Below are 17,775 nucleotides of genomic sequence, written 5' to 3' on the forward strand. Positions count from 1 at the left end.
GCTCATAGACCTTGTTTTCGCGCTCATAGACCTTGTTTTCGCGCTCATAGACCTTGTTTTCGCGCTCATAGACCTTGTTTTCGCGCTCATAGACCTTGTTTTCGCGCTCATAGACCTTGTTTTCGCGCTCATAGATCTTGTTTTCGCGCTCATAGACCTTGTTTTCGCGCTCATAGACCTTGTTTTCGCGCTCATAGACCTTGTTTTCGCGCTCATAGACCTTGTTTTCGCGCTCATAGACCTTGTCCCCGCGCTCATAGATCTTGTTCTCGCGCTCATAGACCTTGTTTTCGCGCTCATAGACCTCGGTCCCGAGCTCATAGACCTTGTCCCCGCGCTCATAAACCACGGCTCCACGACCATAGCTAATTCCCCATCCAACCGAAACCACATAAAAAGCTAAAGCTTTTATCATCCTTTCCGAATTCAAAATACTTCCACTGTAGAATTCCTAACCTATGATAAGATGGGTGGAGTATAAATAGATCTTATACAGACAATGGAAGGGGGAATTGGATGTCTAGAAAGCATGATTATTCATACTACACAAAATCCAAAGAGGCACAGCAACAACTGTACAAGCGTTCCTTACTTGTTGTCGTTATATCTCAAATATTTAGTGGTGCTGGGCTCGCAGCGGGTATTACAGTCGGTGCATTAATTATTCAAGATATGACAGGAAGTGAAAGTTTGGCAGGTATGCCGATTGCGCTATCCACATTCGGTTCGGCTTTCTCTGCGTATCTTGTTGGTAGATTATCACAACGTTATGGTCGTAGATTTGGCCTTGGAGCCGGTTTTATTACCGGCGGAATGGGCGCATTTGGAGTTATTATTGCTGCACTTACAGGGAATTTACCGTTATTATTCATCTTTCTATTCATATACGGTGCCGGTACATCTTCCAATCTGCAAGCTCGCTATGCAGGAACAGATTTAGCCAATGAAAAACAACGAGCCACAGCCGTGAGCATTGCGTTAGTCTCGACGACAGTGGGTGCGGTGGCGGGGCCGAATCTAGTTTTGCCGATGGGACATGTGGCGGATTTCATCGGTATTCCTTCGTTGACCGGCGTATTTCTACTTGCTGGAGTGGCTTATGTGTTAGCAGGTTTGACGTTCCTCTTGTTCTTACGTCCAGATCCTCTCATGGTCGCACGTGAAATCGAGTTAGTGAAGAAAAAAGATAGAGATGACGCGGAAGACGGTGAAATCGTTCATAGCCACAAAGCAAATAAGATGGGCATTTGGGTGGGCGGCATTGTGCTCGTATTATCTCATGGTGTCATGGTTGCCATCATGACGATGACGCCTGTCCATATGCAACATCATGGCGCTGCGCTATCAGGTATCGGTTTAGTAATCGGTCTGCATATTGCGGGAATGTACTTGCCGTCCATTTTTACCGGCGTATTGGTAGACCGGATCGGACGTCCGGCGATGGTCATCGCATCCGGCATAACGCTTGCGATATCTGGAATTCTTGCCGCTTATGTAGCAGGTGGATCAGTATTTTGGATGTCCGTTTCACTAATTCTACTCGGAGTAGGCTGGAACTTTGGATTGATTAGCGGAACTGCGATTGTCATTGATTCGACAGATGTGTTGACGCGTGCAAAAATCCAGGGGAGTATCGATGTATTCGTTGCGCTGGCAGGTACAGTAGGGGGATTGGCATCTGGAATTGTCGTTGCGTTCTCAGGCTTCTCGATGCTGAGCTTCCTTGGTACATATATTTCACTTCTACTTATACCTTTGATCATTTGGATGCGCTACAAACAAAAGAAGTCTTCTGTGCAAACCGTGTAATTTTCACAAGAATGCAATCGATTATTTCCGGGGAAATAATACAGACTTTCTTAGAAAATGACAGGGTAGGTGAAGTTTGATTACTTTTCCTGCGAAACGTTTCTATGTATGATAAAAAGAATGACACAGAAAGTAGGGAAGTCGTATGTTCACTTCTATTGAATATTCTAGCAATCCGCAAGAAAAATATACACAGCTTGTGGCACAGATGGATGCATTACTAACTGGTGAAACGAATGTCTGCGCCAACTTAAGCAATGCTTCAGCTGTACTAAATCAATTCTTTGACCGCATTAATTGGGTTGGTTTTTACTTAATGGACGGTGATGAGTTAGTGCTCGGCCCCTTCCAAGGCTTACCGGCATGCATTCGTATTCCGCTTGGCAGAGGAGTCTGTGGAACAGTCGCCAAGACAAAAGAAGGGCTAATTGTACCCGACGTCAATGCATTTCCCGGCCATATCGCCTGTGATGCTGCATCCCGTTCCGAAGTCGTCGTCCCTCTTTTGAGAGACGGAGAAGTGTTTGGTGTCCTCGATATCGACAGTCCTGAACTGAATCGTTTCAACGAAGAAGATTTAGAGGGATTAAAGCAAGTAGTGGAAGTGCTTATGAAGCATATCTAATAGAAAAGCACGCTGGAGTTCTCTCCGGCGTGCTTTTTACATACCTATAATCCATGTAATGAAAATTACTATGATGGCTAATGGCGCAAAGTAGCGCACGATTACTTTCCATAACGAGTGAAGTGCGGGAGTCAATCGTAATTCTTCTGCGGTATCGTCCTTTGTCAGAACAAAACCAGCAAACAATGAAACTGCAAGCGCCCCTAATGGCATAGCGATTCTGCTTGTTAGGATATCAGCAAAGTCGAAAATCGTATTGCCGAAAATCTGTACGTCCGACAGTACACCAAACGACAAAGCGCTTGGAATCCCCACCAAAAAGATCAATCCACCAAATACCCATGCAGCACGTTTTCTTCTATCGTGCTTTTTGCGAATTCCCGTGGACACAACGATTTCAAGCATCGCAATTGCCGAAGTCAAAGTCGCAAATAACATCAGGAAGAAGAAAATGATTAAAAATACCCCGCCGAACGGAATTTCATTGAAAATCGCTGGTAAGATAACGAAAATCAATCCAGGTCCTGCCGCAGGTGAGTGTCCGAGTGCGAACACTGCAGGGAAAATAACGAGTCCCGCTAAAATGGAGATTCCGATATTCAGCATGGACACATTAAATGCCGACTGACCGAGCTTCTCCTCTTTTGATAAGTAAGAAGCATACGTCATCATCGCAGTCACGCCAACACTTAACGAGAAGAAGGCCTGTCCCAATGCGACTAGAAATGTAGTTCCGTTGAAATAACTCCAATCTGGAACGAATAAGAAACGGACGCCTTCCATCGCGCCATCCAAAGTCAATGAACGAATGGCCAAAACGATGAATGACAGGAATAATAACGGCATAATCCACCGACTTGCCCGTTCAATCCCTCCACGAATCCCACTTTGTACAATAAATATCGTTAGCGCCATAAATAAAGCTTGTGCCAATAACACTTCCCACGGATTGGAAATTGTCGTATTAAATAAATCTCCATAATCCATTCCACCTAATTTAAATGAAAAAGCTCTAGCCAAATAAGATAAAATCCATCCTCCAACGACACTGTAGAAAGACAAAATGATGAAAGAAGAAGCCAATCCCATCCAACCGACCCAACCCCAACTACGCCCGGTCGATAAATTCTTCAAAGAAGTCACCGCATCCGCATGTCCTCTTCGTCCAATAACAAACTCAGCTAATAAAATTGGCAAGCCGATTAATAACGTACAAATGATAAATAACAGCACAAACACGCTGCCTCCGTTTGTTCCGGCCATATAAGGGAACTTCCAGATTGCACCTAAACCGATTGCACTGCCGGCTGCTGCTAATACAAAACCAATCTTGGATGTCCATTGTTCACGCTGCTTCATATGAATCCTCGTTTCCTCTAGCTAAATAATAAATTCACTAAATCCTATCACAATTTTGAGAAAAAAGCGATGACTACAGGGTTTACAGACAGTTTAGAAAAATCAGTTGCCTTTAAAATAGTTATGGTGTAATATTACACCTATAGAGTTGAAATGTAACTAAGAGGTGAGTGTATGAATCAGCAAGAATTGACTGATTTACTATCCATAAAGCTACGCGTTGTACGGTTAGAAAGAAGCTACTCTCAGCAGAAGATGGCGGATGTACTTGGGATTTCGAAAAAGACTTTGATTCAGATTGAAAAAGGTAGAACACAGGCTAGCTGGACGGCTGTAATTGCAGTCTGTGCATTGTTTCGGGATAGTGAAGTTTTGCAGGCGACTGTTGGTGGAGATCCTTTAGAGGTTCTCGAGACGATTGCACATAACGGCATTGATCGTCCGATGGAACAATCTATGGGAGGCAAGGTGTGGTGGCGTGAACTTGAAAAGAAAGGTCGTTTCCGCTTGCAGCAAAACATAATTAGTCAACATTTTCGAATTTTAGATGAAGAGCATTATCGTTGGTATAGTTCATTTGATGAAGAAGAAGCATGGCATCGTTTAAATGAGTTAAGTGAAAAATAAAAGGGGGAGAACTATGTTTACACCAATTGTATTTGCACTATTTTTACTGCTTGCGATTTTATTTTTCACAGCGATTGGTTTATTTTATCTGTTGTTTATGGGCTTGATCCATTACATGCCTTTGCTAATTATAGGTGTAGCAACACTATATGTGTGGATTGTTATGATGATCTTTCACTTTTTCAGCACGAAGCGGCGGAAGGTTTGGTTCGGAGGGATTGCTGCAGTCGTGTTGCTCGGTGCTTCAGTCTGGCCGATTGCCCATGCCTATAAAAACAGCATCTCGACTGTAGATGCAGAAGTTGATGTCTATTATTATGAACCGTTTAGCGAGGGATCGAAACTTGCGGAGCTGGATGAACCGGCAACGCTGCAACTAGAAGGGGAATTGCCGAGGGTAGACGGTGCAACAGCACTTTATCCACTGTATGCGGCTTTTGTCCAGGCGGTTTATCCAGAAAAAGAATACAATTCGTATGATAGTGAAGTGATGGTCAATACCACACCAATAGCTTACGATAATCTATTCAGTGGCGAAGTAGATCTGATAGTAGCTGCTGGACCGTCCGATGCACAGCTAAAAGCGGCAGAACAAAAAGGTCTGAAGTTAGAATTGACACCAATTGGAAGAGAAGCATTTGTGTTCTTCGTCAATGATAAGAATCCAATAGATAGTCTCGAACTGAAACAGATTCAAGAGATTTACACAGGGAACATTACGAACTGGCAAGAAGTCGGCGGCAACAATGAAAAGATCCGCGCATTCCAACGACCGGCAGACAGTGGCAGTCAAACTGCTTTGGAACGGTTGATGGGTGATATTCCAATTATGGATGCCCCGAAAGAAAATGTACCTGAAGGAATGGGCGGCATTATTTCAGAAGTGTCAAAGTACCGTAACTACAAAAATGCCATTGGCTATACGTTCCGTTACTACTCTACGGAAATGGTAGGCAACGATGAGATTAAGTTGCTTGCGATCAATGGAGTGGAACCGACGAAAGAAACGATTCGCAACGATGAATATCCCATTGCATCAGAATTTTACGCTATCACGGCAGGTACGAATAATCCGAATGTCGGGAAGTTTATCGAGTGGATGATTTCTTCGCAAGGACAGGCACTAGTAGAGAAAACCGGTTATGTACCGGTGGAAAAGTGAACTTGTCAAAGGGAGAATTGGAAATGAAACGAGTGTTATGGATACCAATCATTATGATACTGGCGACAGCTCTCGGTGTATATGGCCAGGATATAGCTTATTACATGACAGAGCACGCAGTGGATATTAATCCGGTGTATTACTTAACGACTTGTACGGTGCTAAGTATGTTGCTGTATGTAGTGGGCTATGATTTGACGATTAGATTACTTAAAAATAGACAGATCAGTAGAGGTAAAGTTGCTAGCATCTTCTTAGCGTTCAGTATCGTTGCTGTTCCTATATCCATGTTTTCATTTCTTGCCACGGTGATGTGGTGGGGGTAGTCGATTAAGTGAGTTTAGTTAATATGAAACGATAGTTTATATTGAAAAAGGCATGCCATGTATATCCTAGGCATGCCTTTCTCGTTATTTTTTCAACGTATGTTTCTTTCCTTTTTGATCCGTAACAACTAACTGCGTAGCTGTAACTTCCATATCTTTCGCTAGAACGTTGGAGAGTTTGCTAGTCTTTTTATCAAGCAAGTTATACTTGAAGACACCTGTTTTGTTGAAATAATACATCGCTGAGTGGTCGTACAATACAGATTTATTATTGTGGCTCACTGGGACATCCTTTGAAGTTAATTCAACTTCATCGAAAATCACACGCGCATCAAAGTCGAGTTCTTTTTTCTTATCTTTTCCATCCATCGTAATTGAATACAATACGAGTGGGTCGTCTATCGGGTTCTCTGGATTGAATTTAGCATCGAAAACGCGTTCTTTATTTTTTTCCGTCGTATAGAAGATTCGATCGTTCCAAATAAACATATTGCGGAACTTTTGTTCAATCGGGATACTGCCAATCCTGTAACTCCAGCTATTCGTATTGATTTTTGTCAGTCCGTAACCTGAAGGCATTTTGCTCTTTTCGTTAATCAAGTTCCAGTAAGGAATGAATATATCATCATTATAAATAATCAATTGATAACCAGTCATTAATAGTACACGGTTTGTACCGTTATCCGGCATAGTTGCACTGTCTAAAATGGCTGCTTGTGTACCTGTTTTTAGATTTTTCTTGAATAGCTTAGTAGAAGTTTTGTCTTTGCTGACTGTGTATGAAAAACCGTTTTGTTCAACAGTTTTCCCTTTTTGGCTAACATATGAGTGATAATCGCTGAGTTTCATAGAGTCGTCGAGTGCACGAACGAGAAATGCTGAGAACTGTGCGCGTGTAACGGAGTTTGAAGGCATAAACTTACCATCCGAACCACCTGTGATCCCTTTTTTCGCAATCCCGTTAACATCCTCATAAGCCCAGTGCGCTTCTGTCATATCTACAAAAGTCGCTTGCTTGTCCAAAGGTAAATTAAATGAACGTCGCAAGATTGCAGCCATTTGTGCACGAGAAGTTTCTTCGCCTGGACGCATAAACCCATTGTCCCCACGTAAAATTTCTTTTTGATTCACCGTCGCGAGAATCTGATAGTACGGAGAATCTTTTGACACGTCCTTGAACGTAACGGTAGGATTTTTCACCAATGGAATTTTCAGTGCTTTAATGAGCATAGCAGAAGCTTGTGCTCGTGTGATTGGTTGATTTGGTTTAAATGTGCCGTCCGGATAACCGCCGATGATTTTGCGGTCAGATAAATACATAATTTCTTTCTTTGCCCAATGTGAATTAACATCAGAAAACGAAGTGGCAGCTTGTACTTGAAATGGCGTGACTGCAAATATGAGTAGAGCAATTAATGCTCCGACTAGTTTGTGTTTCAAAATAATAACCTCCTTATTTTGGTATCTAGTTCATTATACAACATAAATTGGAAATGAAAAGGTATTAATTCATAAAAAATCCCGACAAAAAACGAACTTTTGTCGGAATGCCAAATTACTTAGGTCTAATCTCATACGTTTTTACAATTTCGATACAACCAATTACGGATTGCAACATAGAACAATTTTTCTCGGTTAGCTCCATAATTCTTGGCATCTTCTCTTCCTTAATAGCTGATCCGATGACCGTGAAATGAAGGTGGATTTTCATGAGACGACTTGCATCATCTTGGGAACGTACCACTTCTTTCACTTCAATTTCGATATCGTCCGTAGGTATACGCATTTTATCGAGAACTTTGCGCATCACGCTACCACCGCAAGCCGCGATGGATGCGACCATTAATTGATAGGGACGAAATCCTTTTTCTTCATTGGATGAAATATGTAGTGTGCCAAATTCTGTTTCAGTATCAAAACCATGTTCTGTCATGCGGAATCTCATGTAATCATCTCCTTATGCAGTTAGTATACGTTTTTTTGTGCTAGAAAACCAAAGAACGCAATCTGTGCTCCTATGTTTAATTTCGTCAATTTGTGGCAGACTGTGTCGCTGACAGAAAGGAGTGTTTTCAATTGAGCAAAAAAAGCAACCACATAAAACACTGACAGATAAAAATAACGGCCTTTCATCTGCACAGGAAGTTCTATATGCTAAGGATTTTAAGAAGGCAGATCAAGCAACGGAGAAGGACAATAATAAAAAATCGAATAACTAATCTTTATCCGAAGCCCTTCAGATCTAGCCATCTGTCGGGGCTTTTCTCGTAAAGTCTACCTAACGAATCTGTCGAATCCGATGTATAATGGGAAGGTAACTAATGACAGAGAGAATGTGTGGAAATGAAAATAAAAGAAATAGGATGGAAGAAGATGGTGATTTTCTTAGTGGCTCTCTTCCTCGTCTTTCAAATAGCTGGAAGTTTCTTTTTCTATAACTTGGCTATTCAACGCGGCCCGAAAGATTTTTTAACAGGGAATGCAGATTTAAAAGTATCGGCCGAGACAATGGAAGTATTTTTGAACGGCGATTGGCTGGATTGGGTCGATACACAAGACTTTCAGGAAATGGACATGACATCAAAAGATGGCTTGGAATTGAAAGGCTACTACTTGCCAGCAAAACAGCCGACCGAGAAGCTAGTCATTTTAACTCACGGTTATTTAGGACATGCCAAACAAATGGGGCTGTATGGTCAATACTATTATGAGGAACTAGGATTCAATATTTTTATGCCAAATGCAAGAGGACATAGTAAAAGTGGGGGCGACTATTATGGTTTCGGTTGGCCTGATCGCTTAGATTTGATTGATTGGACAAAACAACTAACAGAGAAACTTGGTCCAAAAACAGAAGTGGTTTATCACGGCTTATCGATGGGCGCGGCCACGGTCTTAATGGCGAGTGGTGAACAGTTACCAGAACAAGTGAAAGCGATTATTGCTGATAGTCCATACCAATCTGTCTATCAGCTGTTTGCCTATCAAATGAATAGAATGTTTCATTTGCCTGCGTTTCCGTTACTCGATACGATGAGTGTACTGACAAAAGTGCGAGCGGATTATTCACTTAAAGAAGCAGATGCATTGAACGCAGTGAAGTATGCGACGGTGCCAATTCTTTATATTCACGGCAACGAGGATACGTTTGTGCCAACAGATATGACAATTGAACTGTATGAAGCAACGAAAAGTGATGCGGAACTGTATTTGGTAGACTATGCGAATCATGGGGAAGCGTTTGTGATGGATGAGGCTGGTTACAAAAGCAATGTGTATTCGTTTCTTACTTCTCACTTGTCCTTACCTACAATCAGTCCTATACTAATTTTACAAAGATGAGGAAGCGACATTTTCTCAGAGTAAGGTTGTGGTGCATTGGTAAAAGCAACAGTAGAACAGCTATGTAAACAACATACTGACTTAACAGATCAAGACATACAGATTTTGCAGGAAATGGCGGTTGGTTTACAGACTTATGCAGATCTATCAAGTTCCTATATGTTCATCGATTGTAAATTAAAGCCGAGTAACCAAGCAATTGTTGTGGCAGAAGCTTTTCCCAATTCTAGTGCGCCGCTATATGATAACTCGGTAGTAGGAAAAATTGTCTTCGAATCGTTTGAACCGGGAGTTTTTTATTCCTACAGAAAGGGAAAGAAGTCGATTATCCGGCAGGCTATGACGCAAGAAGGCAAAGTAGTGGATCAGACTGTCGTGCCAATTAAAAATGCATGCCATCAAGTGATAGGTGTGTTGATCCAAGAGAAAGAAGTCACACTATCACTATCCGATGATCATGTAAAAAAGTTCTCAGTAATCACAGGGACAGAGGAAGATCGGATGACGAATTCTGGACTTGGGATAGTTTCAGATTTATTAATGGAAATGCTTATTTTGACGGATTCTAATGATCGTTTAGTATATGCTAACCCATCAGGTTTGAAATTAATTTCAGAAATGAGCGGTCATGACGAAGTACTGAATCGGAATTTGCTAGACATGCTACCTTTTTTGCGCCCGGTGTACGAGCATCATGACGATGTATTTGTGTTTGAACTAACGATTCAACGCAAAAACTTAATAGTGAAAAAGATAAAGATGCATGAAAAAAGTAATCCTCAGGAAACATTGCTTATTATCCAAGATATTACTGAACTCCGTACAAAAGAAAAAGAATTAATGATGAAATCAGTTGTCATTAAAGAAATCCATCATCGGGTAAAAAACAATTTACAAACGGTTGCAAGCCTGATAAGATTGCAAATGCGAAATGGTTTACCAATAGAAAGTCGTGCTTCCTTTGAAGAAACACTAAATCGAATCTACAGTATATCTTCCGTGTATGAAATTATTCTCACGAAGGAACATGCAGATGACGATGATGTAAATATTATAAATTTAACAAGAAAAATATGTTCCACAATGGTATTGAATGAATATAATTTAAAAGTAGACTTGATTATTGAGCCGAATGGCAATAAAATAATAACAACGTCTAAGAAAGCGGTTTCAGTTGCGCTAATTATCAACGAGCTCATACAAAACTCCTTGAAACACGCATTTCAAGGCAAAGAAGAAGGGGTTATTGACGTGGAATTTACTGTAGAAAATGATTTTGTAGAACTTCATGTTTCCGACAACGGCGTTGGAATGAAGGATCCGCAAACTTCATTAGGCACAGAGATTATCCACAACTTGGTGACCAATGACTTGAATGGTGAATTTTTATACGTGCCTAGGGAAATTGGGACTCATGCAGTAATCATTTTTCCAGTAGGTGCGGAGGTGGAAATCTTTGATGAGAAAACGGATCGTTATAGCGGAAGATGAATCGATTATTCGCATGGACTTGAAAATGACTTTGCGAGACCACGGCTACGAAGTGGTGGGGGAAGCCGGGGACGGAGATAGAGCCATTGAATTGGCTTTCTTGCATAAACCAGATTTGATTTTAATGGACATTAAAATGCCGAAGATGAACGGGCTAAATGCCAGTCGAATCATTGGAGAGCAACTAGATATACCCATTCTAATTATCACAGCATACAGTCAGAAGGAATTCGTGGAAAAGGCGCAACAAGACAATGTGGTCGGCTATTTAGTGAAACCTATTTCAGAATCCAATTTGATACCGGCTATTGAAGTAGCGCTCCATCAAGCTGATAAAGCAAAACGTTTAAAAGAAAATATCCAGCAAGCGAAGCAGGAAGTAGAAAAACGTAAAATTATAGAACGGGCAAAAGGTATTTTGATGAACGTAGAGAACTTAACTGAGCAACAAGCGTTCAAACAGATGCGTGATACCAGCATGTCACGGCAAATGACGATGGAGTCACTTGCTATGGAAATTATCGATTCGCACAAGTAAATAGATCTAAGCAAAGACGCTTAAAGAGCTACATTCTTTAAGCGTCTTTTTGTCTTTTTTTCTATAAATCACGAATGTAGCCGGCAAAAAGGTGGTGAATTGTTGGTTAGACTTCAGCAAACAGCAACACAATATGACAGTAAGAGGAGGAAATTTAGATGGAAATGATCGGTACGGTAATTGTCTATATCATTATGGCCTGTGCGATTGCAGGGGCATTTGCATCAATAAAAAATCCCGAAGAAGGATTAGGTAAAGAATTCATGTCGGGCTTACACGCTGTAGGACATATTTTCGTACCAGCAGCAGGAATTATGGCATCCATACCCTATTTAACGTGGTTTATTAGCAAATTTATCGGACCTATTTTCAACTCAATCGGAGCCGATCCAGCAATTGCTGCGACTACGATCCTTGCATCAGATATGGGTGGTTATCAGTTAGCAGAAGCGTTGAAGGTAACAAATGAAGGTTGGATTATGGCATTGATTGTTGGTTTCATGTCTGGTGCAACGATTGTATTCTCTATTCCAATGGGACTTGCGATGTTAGACAAGCGGGATCATAAATATATGGCACTTGGTATCATGTCTGGTGTACTGACGATTCCAATTGGTGCATTTATCGCATCTGCTTTAGTAGTTTTATTTAATACAGATATACGTGACGTAATCAGCACGACTGCTACATCTAATTATGAATTTACGATTGGTTATTTACAAATTTTCATTAATTTATTGCCATTATTAATCTTTGTAGTATTGATTGCTGTGGGATTAAAGTTCTTCCCACGTATTATGATTAATGGATTTATGCTTTTTGGTCGCGTAATGGACGCGGCGATTAAACTTGTGTTAGTGTTCTCTATCGTAGAAGTGTTCACAGGTATTTTCACTAAAATCTTTGGCGTGTGGGGCTTTGACCCGATCATGGCGGATCAAGCAGACCAGTTCCGAGCACTTGAAACGGCTGGATATATTGGAATTATGTTAGCTGGAGCCTTCCCGATGATTTACTTAATTCGAAAGTATTTGGGCAGACCTTTGGAAGCTGCTGGACAAAAAATTGGACTATCGCCTGAAGGTAGTGCGGGTCTACTTGCTACAGTCGCAAATATTTTGGCTATGTTCTCGTTAGTACGTTATATGAAACCGAAAGACAAAGTAATAAATATTGCGTTTGCAGTTTGTGCTGCATTCTTACTAGGTGACCACTTATCATTTACAGCGAATTTCCAACCGAATATTATTTTGCCGGTCATTCTTGGCAAATTGAGTGCAGGCATTATCGCGATTATCATTGCGTACAAGCTATCTATTCCAACGGCATTGAAATTGGAGAAGCAAGACCGCGAGGCAGGAATCATCCACGCGGGTGAATATGAAAAAGCGGCAGAGGAAACACCTGTTGCTAAAGCGTAAAAACAAGATTAGTAGGGAGTGTGGAAAATGAGCGAAGAAAAGAAACGGTTTATACAGGAATTTGTTCCGGGAAAACAGCTTACACTTAGTCATTTGATCGCCAATCCCGATCCAGATATGTTTCAGAAATTAGGAATACAGGAAGCGGGTGCCTTAGGAATCCTTACTTGTACGCCAAGTGAAACGGTCATTATCGCGGGGGATCTAGCGACGAAAGCAGCGAACGTCCGCATCGGATTCCTCGACCGGTTTACAGGCAGTCTAGTCATTGTCGGCAGCGTATCAGAAGTCGAGATGGCGATGCTTGAGATCAATCGCTTTTTATCAGACAAATTAGGCTATACACCAGCGGCCATTACAAAATCATAAGGAGTGAGGACGATGCGAAACAAGGCGATGCTGATCGGTGCAGTACGGGCTGGGAAATCTACATTGACAAATGCTTTATTGGGCCGAAAAGTAGAAGCTTTCAAAACGCAAACGCTCAATTATTATGATTGGATTGTCGATACTCCTGGCGAATACTCAGAAAACCCAATGTTCTATAAAAATATTATGGCAACAGCGCTGGAAGTGACACATGTGTTGTACATACAAGACGCAACAAGTGAAAAACTCATCTTCCCGCCAGGCTTTAGTATGGGAATTCCGAAGATACCCATTGGTGTCATCACTAAGTGTGACTTAAAAGAAGCAGATGCCGACCGAGCGCTTGACATGCTCAAGACCGTTATGAACGAAGGGCCGATCGTGATGATCTCCTCCGTAACCGGTATGGGCATCGATCATCTAAGGGAACTAACAAAGATGGACGACTTAGAGGCCATGCGACAATACGTGGAAACAAACGCCAACGAACACTTGTTATTTCTGGGTTAATCTCCTTTACAGTCCGTGGTGAATTTGATATAGTGGATTTCATACAAGTGAATAAAAACGGCAAAGACGCCTTTACATCCCGTGGGAATTCCCATGGGTTTGTAAAGGCGTTTTTTTATATCTATTCGTGAAATGCACTGGTTTAGGATCAGCGACGCATGGCTAGAATAGACAAGAACCGCGCTAAAAAGGTGTAACATCGCGCCAAAGTGGTGAAGAATCGCGCCAAAGTGAGTGGAAGCGCCCCAAATATGTGGAAAACCGCGCCAAAACTATGATAGGCCGATCCAAACACACAAAACACCGCGCCAAACAACCCAAGTAGCTGGCGTCTAAAGTAGAAACTGCTATAGGTAATCAGAAAGGGGTGTGGAAGTGAACAATTTCAATAAGTCCGAAACCATCATCAGTGCAGGCATTGATATTGGCACAAGCACGACCAAACTGATTATTAGCCAATTTTCTTTGCGAAACGTAGCAGGCGCAACGCACGTGCCCAGAATTGAAATCACAGATAAAGAAGTTCTATACAAAAGCCCGGTTTTTCGCACTCCACTGCAAGACGCAGTGACGATCAACGTAGCAGGCGTTCAACAAATTATCCGTTCCGAATACGCCAAAGCGGGAATCCAGCCTTCTCAAATCGAAACGGGAGCTGTCATCATTACAGGTGAAACCGCTACCAAGCGAAATGCCAGCGAAATGTTGCATCAGCTGTCCGATGAAGCCGGTGATTTTCTCGTAGCAACGGCAGGGCCTGATCTTGAAGGTATCATCGCGGCAAAAGGTTCGGGCAGCTATGAATATTCGGGCAAAAGTGGCCAAGTCATCGCTAATATTGATATCGGCGGTGGAACAGCGAATATCGCTGTGTTCAAAGATAAGCAATTACTCGGCACATGTACGATGCATATCGGTGGTCGATTGATCGAGTTTGAAGACGGTACTGTTCGGACCATCTCACCTCCAGTCGAACGATTGCTGAAAGATCAAGGCTATACATTACAAGTGGGCGATCCACAAAATTCGAAAGCTGTATCATTTGTAACAACTTATATGGCGGAAGCAATGGCGCGTATTTTGAAAAAAGAAGTCCAACCACAAGATCAAGTACTCTTGCTAGGCCATGAACCGAATTGGACGCAAGCTGTCGATACGATCGTCTTTTCAGGTGGTATTTCCGAATGTATGTATCATCATGCTTCCAATGAAGTTCAAGAAGCGCAGTACGACGATATCGGTATTCAGCTAGCAGAAGCCTTGCTACATAACGCATCGCTGCAACATTTTACTTGGCAAGAGCCAGTGGAAACTGTGCGTGCAACCGTATTAGGTGCAGGAACGCAGACAACTGAAATAAGCGGAGCCACGATCCAAGTCGCACCGCATGAGTTGCCATTGAAAAATATTCCGATTTACCAATATGACTTTGAAGAAGATCTAACAACAGGGTTATCTCATTTTGAAGATGCAGTGCAACAAGCCGTCACTTTATATGACTCTGCTAAAGAAGGTCAAAACTTCGCGCTTTACTTATCCAATCTGCCTTATCTCGGATTTCGTGACGTGCAGCAATTAGCTAAAGCGATTGTCCAAATTATGAATCAGCGGCCGCGCCCTGAACAGCCGATTATCTTAGTGATCCAATCAGACCATGCCAAAGTAATCGGTCAAACACTAGCGGCATTACAAGTAAAACAAAGCATTATTTGCATAGATCAAATCAATGTGGAAACGGGTGATTACATTGACATCGGCAATGCGCTTACATCAGGCGTCGTGCCAGTCGTAGTAAAAACGTTAACATTCCACACAACGTAAAGGAGGTCTCCGACGTGAATTTATCCACTACATTAGGCGGCGAACGATATGTGTTTAATGACTTAAAAGACGTGCTTGCAAAAGCGAATGAAGAGAAATCCGGTGATCGCCTCGCGGGAATTGCGGCAGAAACCGTTCAAGAACGAATTGCTGCCAAAACAGTTGTCAGTGAGTTGCTCGTAAGTGATATCCGCAACAACCCATTGATCCCGATTGAAAGCGATGAAGTTTCACTCATTATTGAAAATGATATTAACGAGAAGGTCTACGGCGAGATTCAGAACTGGAGTATCGCAGAACTACGCGAATACATCTTAAGCAATGAAGTGGGCGACCGCGAGTTAAAACGACTTAGCCGTGGACTAACCTCAGAAGTTATCGCAGCTGTTACAAAGCTCATGTCCAATTTAGACTTAGTGCATGCAGCGAATAAAATTGAAATCTTATCAACATGTAATATTACAATTGGCCAAAAAGGAACGTTATCTTCCCGCTTGCAACCCAATCACCCGACAGACAATATTGACGGTATCATTACATCACTAAAAGAAGGTTTGTCCTACGGTATCGGCGATGCGGTCATTGGTATCAATCCCGTAGACGATTCAGTGGAAAGCGTAAAGCGTGTCCTACATGCAACGAAAGATTTCATTAATGAATGGGAAATCCCAACGCAAAACTGTGTTCTTGCGCACGTTACTACCCAGATGAAAGCGATTGAGCAAGGTGCACCTGCCGATATGATTTTCCAAAGTATAGCAGGAACAGAAAAAGCCCATCGTTCATTCGGAATTTCAGCAGAGTTAATCGCAGAAGCGAAAGATTTATCGTTGAAGCAAGGGACAGGTACTGGTCCACAAACATTGTATTTTGAAACCGGACAAGGTTCGGAATTGTCTGCTGAAGCGCATTACGGCGTGGACCAAGTAACGATGGAAGCTCGTAACTATGGCTTTGCACGACACTATGATCCGTACATCGTGAATACGGTTGTAGGATTCATTGGACCTGAATATTTATACAACAGCAAGCAAGTTATTCGTGCGGGTCTTGAAGATCATTTCATGGGCAAGATGCACTGTCTGCCAATGGGGGTCGATATTTGCTACACGAACCACATTAAAGCAGATCAAAACGACATCGAAGATTTAAGTATCTTACTATCAGCTGCAGGCGTGAACTTCATCATCGCGGCCCCTATGGGTGATGACGTTATGCTGAATTACCAGTCCATGAGCTATCACGACGTGGCAACGGTTCTTCAGACAATGGGTAAAACACCAGCACCTGAATACTTAAAGTGGCTTGAAAAGATGGGGATTTACGAAAACGGCATGCTCAGCAAACGTGCCGGTGATCTCACCCTGTTCAATCGATAGGAGGTGGATGGACTTGAATGAAGAATTGATTCAGCAAATTACAAAAATGGTCGTAGAAAAACTAGAAGCTGCTAGTGGTAGTCAAACAGTACAGCAGACAACTAGCGAACAAAAAGTAGAGTTATTTTCACAGCAACCTGTTGGACAGTTAAGAGTGGAAACACTAAAAAGTTCACCTAGTGGAGCCGTGACATTCCATAGTACGACTGAAGAGCCGCAACGCGCTATCGCAACAGTTAAACCAAAGCCAACGACGGCATATGGCAAACCGAAAGCGAAGCCTGAAGAAGATCGATTTGCAGAGTACCGCAAGAAGACGCCAGCTCGAATAGGTGTGGGACGTGCAGGTTCACGCCCGAAGACGAAAACGTGGCTACAGTTCCGATTGGATCACGCAGCGGCAGTCGATGCAGTCTACGGTGAAGTACCAGACGACTTGCTTGATCAGTTAGGGTTATTCCAAGTGCAGTCCAAAGTAGCGGATAAGGAAGAATATATCCGACGCCCGGATCTTGGTAGAAAACTTTCCGATGAAGCAAAAACGGTTATTCAAGAACGCTGTAAAAAGTCACCAGTCGTACAAATTGTGGCATCAAATGGACTGAGTGCGAAAGCGATAGAAGAAAACTTAGAAGACGTTTATTTATCGCTTGAGCAATCACTTAATAATATGAATATCGAAATGGGTACGACGTTTTATGTCGATAAAGGACGAGTCGCTGTGATGGATGATATTGGTGAGTTACTACAACCAGATGTTGTTGTCATGTTGATTGGTGAGCGCCCTGGTTTAGTTTCCGCAGAATCGCTTAGTGCTTATATGTGCTACAAGCCTAGACATGGCACGATTGAAGCGGATCGTATGGTCATCTCCAATATCCATAAAGGTGGCATCCCGCCTGTTGAAGCGGGTGCGTTCCTCGGTACAATCATCCAGAAGATCTTAAAATATGAAGCGAGTGGTGTATCCCTCATTCAAAAAGAAGGCTAAGGAAG

The 17,775-nt window shown here is 42.2% G+C and carries 19 protein-coding genes; 16 read left to right on the forward strand and 3 right to left on the reverse strand.

All coding sequences use genetic code 11. The annotated features are described in order from the left end of the window. The 3 genes from ORD22_RS14210 to ORD22_RS14220 form a co-directional block, all read left to right on the forward strand. Nucleotides 1–403 (forward strand): hypothetical protein (locus ORD22_RS14210; protein WP_317646785.1); only part of this gene is annotated, 403 nt, incomplete at its 5' end. A 113-nt stretch (nucleotides 404–516) separates the two neighbouring features. Next, complete coding sequence (locus ORD22_RS14215; RefSeq protein WP_317646786.1) at nucleotides 517–1,809, forward strand: MFS transporter; 1,293 nt, start codon at nucleotides 517–519, stop codon at nucleotides 1,807–1,809. A gap of 145 nt (nucleotides 1,810–1,954) precedes the next feature. Next, complete coding sequence (locus ORD22_RS14220; protein ID WP_317646787.1) at nucleotides 1,955–2,434, forward strand: GAF domain-containing protein; 480 nt, start codon at nucleotides 1,955–1,957, stop codon at nucleotides 2,432–2,434. Between the two features lie 36 nt (nucleotides 2,435–2,470). On the opposite strand, the gene ORD22_RS14225 is transcribed toward ORD22_RS14220, so the two are convergent. Then, nucleotides 2,471–3,793, reverse strand: a complete 1,323-nt coding sequence (locus ORD22_RS14225; RefSeq protein WP_317646789.1) for a sodium-dependent transporter — start codon at nucleotides 3,791–3,793, stop codon at nucleotides 2,471–2,473. A gap of 174 nt (nucleotides 3,794–3,967) precedes the next feature. On the opposite strand from ORD22_RS14225, the gene ORD22_RS14230 reads away from it, so the two are divergent. Genes ORD22_RS14230 through ORD22_RS14240 form a run of 3 tightly spaced genes read left to right on the forward strand, consistent with a single transcriptional unit; the run spans nucleotide 3,968 to nucleotide 5,908 of the window. Further along, nucleotides 3,968–4,420: a helix-turn-helix transcriptional regulator gene (locus ORD22_RS14230; RefSeq protein ID WP_317646790.1), complete on the forward strand. Its 453-nt coding sequence runs from the start codon at nucleotides 3,968–3,970 to the stop codon at nucleotides 4,418–4,420. A 13-nt stretch (nucleotides 4,421–4,433) separates the two neighbouring features. Next, nucleotides 4,434–5,582, forward strand: a complete 1,149-nt coding sequence (locus ORD22_RS14235) for a PstS family phosphate ABC transporter substrate-binding protein (RefSeq protein WP_317646791.1) — start codon at nucleotides 4,434–4,436, stop codon at nucleotides 5,580–5,582. Between the two features lie 23 nt (nucleotides 5,583–5,605). Then, on the forward strand, nucleotides 5,606–5,908 hold the full coding sequence (locus ORD22_RS14240) for a hypothetical protein (RefSeq protein WP_317646792.1): 303 nt from the start codon (nucleotides 5,606–5,608) through the stop codon (nucleotides 5,906–5,908). An 84-nt stretch (nucleotides 5,909–5,992) separates the two neighbouring features. Here ORD22_RS14240 and ORD22_RS14245 read toward each other — a convergent pair whose 3' ends face one another. Further along, on the reverse strand, nucleotides 5,993–7,348 hold the full coding sequence (locus ORD22_RS14245; RefSeq protein WP_317646793.1) for an S-layer homology domain-containing protein: 1,356 nt from the start codon (nucleotides 7,346–7,348) through the stop codon (nucleotides 5,993–5,995). Nucleotides 7,349–7,463: 115 nt separating this feature from the next. After that, nucleotides 7,464–7,853: an OsmC family protein gene (locus tag ORD22_RS14250; protein ID WP_317646794.1), complete on the reverse strand. Its 390-nt coding sequence runs from the start codon at nucleotides 7,851–7,853 to the stop codon at nucleotides 7,464–7,466. A 121-nt stretch (nucleotides 7,854–7,974) separates the two neighbouring features. Between ORD22_RS14250 and ORD22_RS14255 the strand changes: the two genes are divergently transcribed. The 10 genes from ORD22_RS14255 to eutC all read left to right on the forward strand — a co-directional run bounded on the left by ORD22_RS14255 (nucleotide 7,975) and on the right by eutC (nucleotide 17,770). Further along, entirely contained in the window at nucleotides 7,975–8,127 is a 153-nt protein-coding gene (locus tag ORD22_RS14255; protein WP_317646795.1) for a YfhE family protein, read from the forward strand. Nucleotides 8,128–8,251: 124 nt separating this feature from the next. Next, nucleotides 8,252–9,250, forward strand: coding sequence for an alpha/beta hydrolase (locus tag ORD22_RS14260; protein WP_317646796.1), 999 nt, complete (start codon nucleotides 8,252–8,254; stop codon nucleotides 9,248–9,250). A 36-nt stretch (nucleotides 9,251–9,286) separates the two neighbouring features. Continuing rightward, complete coding sequence (locus tag ORD22_RS14265; protein ID WP_317646797.1) at nucleotides 9,287–10,741, forward strand: histidine kinase N-terminal domain-containing protein; 1,455 nt, start codon at nucleotides 9,287–9,289, stop codon at nucleotides 10,739–10,741. Continuing rightward, nucleotides 10,710–11,279 (forward strand): ANTAR domain-containing response regulator, encoded by a 570-nt coding sequence (locus tag ORD22_RS14270; protein WP_317646798.1) that lies wholly within the window; start codon nucleotides 10,710–10,712, stop codon nucleotides 11,277–11,279. Before ORD22_RS14265 ends, ORD22_RS14270 begins: the two co-directional genes overlap by 32 nt. 158 nt (nucleotides 11,280–11,437) lie before the next feature. Beyond that, nucleotides 11,438–12,700: an ethanolamine utilization protein EutH gene (gene eutH, locus ORD22_RS14275; protein WP_317646799.1), complete on the forward strand. Its 1,263-nt coding sequence runs from the start codon at nucleotides 11,438–11,440 to the stop codon at nucleotides 12,698–12,700. 27 nt (nucleotides 12,701–12,727) lie between these two features. Further along, entirely contained in the window at nucleotides 12,728–13,069 is a 342-nt protein-coding gene (locus ORD22_RS14280) for a BMC domain-containing protein (protein WP_317646800.1), read from the forward strand. A 12-nt stretch (nucleotides 13,070–13,081) separates the two neighbouring features. Further along, nucleotides 13,082–13,579, forward strand: a complete 498-nt coding sequence (locus ORD22_RS14285) for a EutP/PduV family microcompartment system protein (protein ID WP_317646801.1) — start codon at nucleotides 13,082–13,084, stop codon at nucleotides 13,577–13,579. A 375-nt stretch (nucleotides 13,580–13,954) separates the two neighbouring features. Then, nucleotides 13,955–15,400: an ethanolamine ammonia-lyase reactivating factor EutA gene (locus ORD22_RS14290; protein ID WP_317646802.1), complete on the forward strand. Its 1,446-nt coding sequence runs from the start codon at nucleotides 13,955–13,957 to the stop codon at nucleotides 15,398–15,400. A gap of 14 nt (nucleotides 15,401–15,414) precedes the next feature. After that, the gene (locus ORD22_RS14295) at nucleotides 15,415–16,779 is read left to right on the forward strand and encodes an ethanolamine ammonia-lyase subunit EutB (protein ID WP_317646804.1); all 1,365 of its coding nucleotides are present in this window, start codon (nucleotides 15,415–15,417) and stop codon (nucleotides 16,777–16,779) included. 7 nt (nucleotides 16,780–16,786) lie between these two features. Continuing rightward, nucleotides 16,787–17,770, forward strand: a complete 984-nt coding sequence (gene eutC / locus ORD22_RS14300) for an ethanolamine ammonia-lyase subunit EutC (protein ID WP_411567659.1) — start codon at nucleotides 16,787–16,789, stop codon at nucleotides 17,768–17,770. Nucleotides 17,771–17,775 lie beyond the last annotated feature (5 nt).

The sequence above is a fragment of the Sporosarcina sp. GW1-11 genome (genome assembly GCF_033088395.1).
Taxonomy (GTDB): Bacteria; Bacillota; Bacilli; order Bacillales_A; family Planococcaceae; genus Sporosarcina.

Excerpts from the sequence above, each read along its gene's own strand:
- ORD22_RS14230 (WP_317646790.1), top strand. The coding sequence starts at position 3,968 with ATGAATCAGCAAGAATTGACTGATTTACTATCCATAAAGCTACGCGTT.
- ORD22_RS14220 (WP_317646787.1), top strand. The coding sequence starts at position 1,955 with ATGTTCACTTCTATTGAATATTCTAGCAATCCGCAAGAAAAATATACA.
- ORD22_RS14270 (WP_317646798.1), top strand. The coding sequence starts at position 10,710 with ATGAGAAAACGGATCGTTATAGCGGAAGATGAATCGATTATTCGCATG.
- eutC (WP_411567659.1), top strand. The coding sequence starts at position 16,787 with ATGGACTTGAATGAAGAATTGATTCAGCAAATTACAAAAATGGTCGTA.
- ORD22_RS14225 (WP_317646789.1), bottom strand. The coding sequence starts at position 3,793 with ATGAAGCAGCGTGAACAATGGACATCCAAGATTGGTTTTGTATTAGCA.
- ORD22_RS14240 (WP_317646792.1), top strand. The coding sequence starts at position 5,606 with ATGAAACGAGTGTTATGGATACCAATCATTATGATACTGGCGACAGCT.
- ORD22_RS14280 (WP_317646800.1), top strand. The coding sequence starts at position 12,728 with ATGAGCGAAGAAAAGAAACGGTTTATACAGGAATTTGTTCCGGGAAAA.
- eutH (WP_317646799.1), top strand. The coding sequence starts at position 11,438 with ATGGAAATGATCGGTACGGTAATTGTCTATATCATTATGGCCTGTGCG.
- ORD22_RS14215 (WP_317646786.1), top strand. The coding sequence starts at position 517 with ATGTCTAGAAAGCATGATTATTCATACTACACAAAATCCAAAGAGGCA.
- ORD22_RS14250 (WP_317646794.1), bottom strand. The coding sequence starts at position 7,853 with ATGAGATTCCGCATGACAGAACATGGTTTTGATACTGAAACAGAATTT.
- ORD22_RS14260 (WP_317646796.1), top strand. The coding sequence starts at position 8,252 with ATGAAAATAAAAGAAATAGGATGGAAGAAGATGGTGATTTTCTTAGTG.
- ORD22_RS14285 (WP_317646801.1), top strand. The coding sequence starts at position 13,082 with ATGCGAAACAAGGCGATGCTGATCGGTGCAGTACGGGCTGGGAAATCT.
- ORD22_RS14235 (WP_317646791.1), top strand. The coding sequence starts at position 4,434 with ATGTTTACACCAATTGTATTTGCACTATTTTTACTGCTTGCGATTTTA.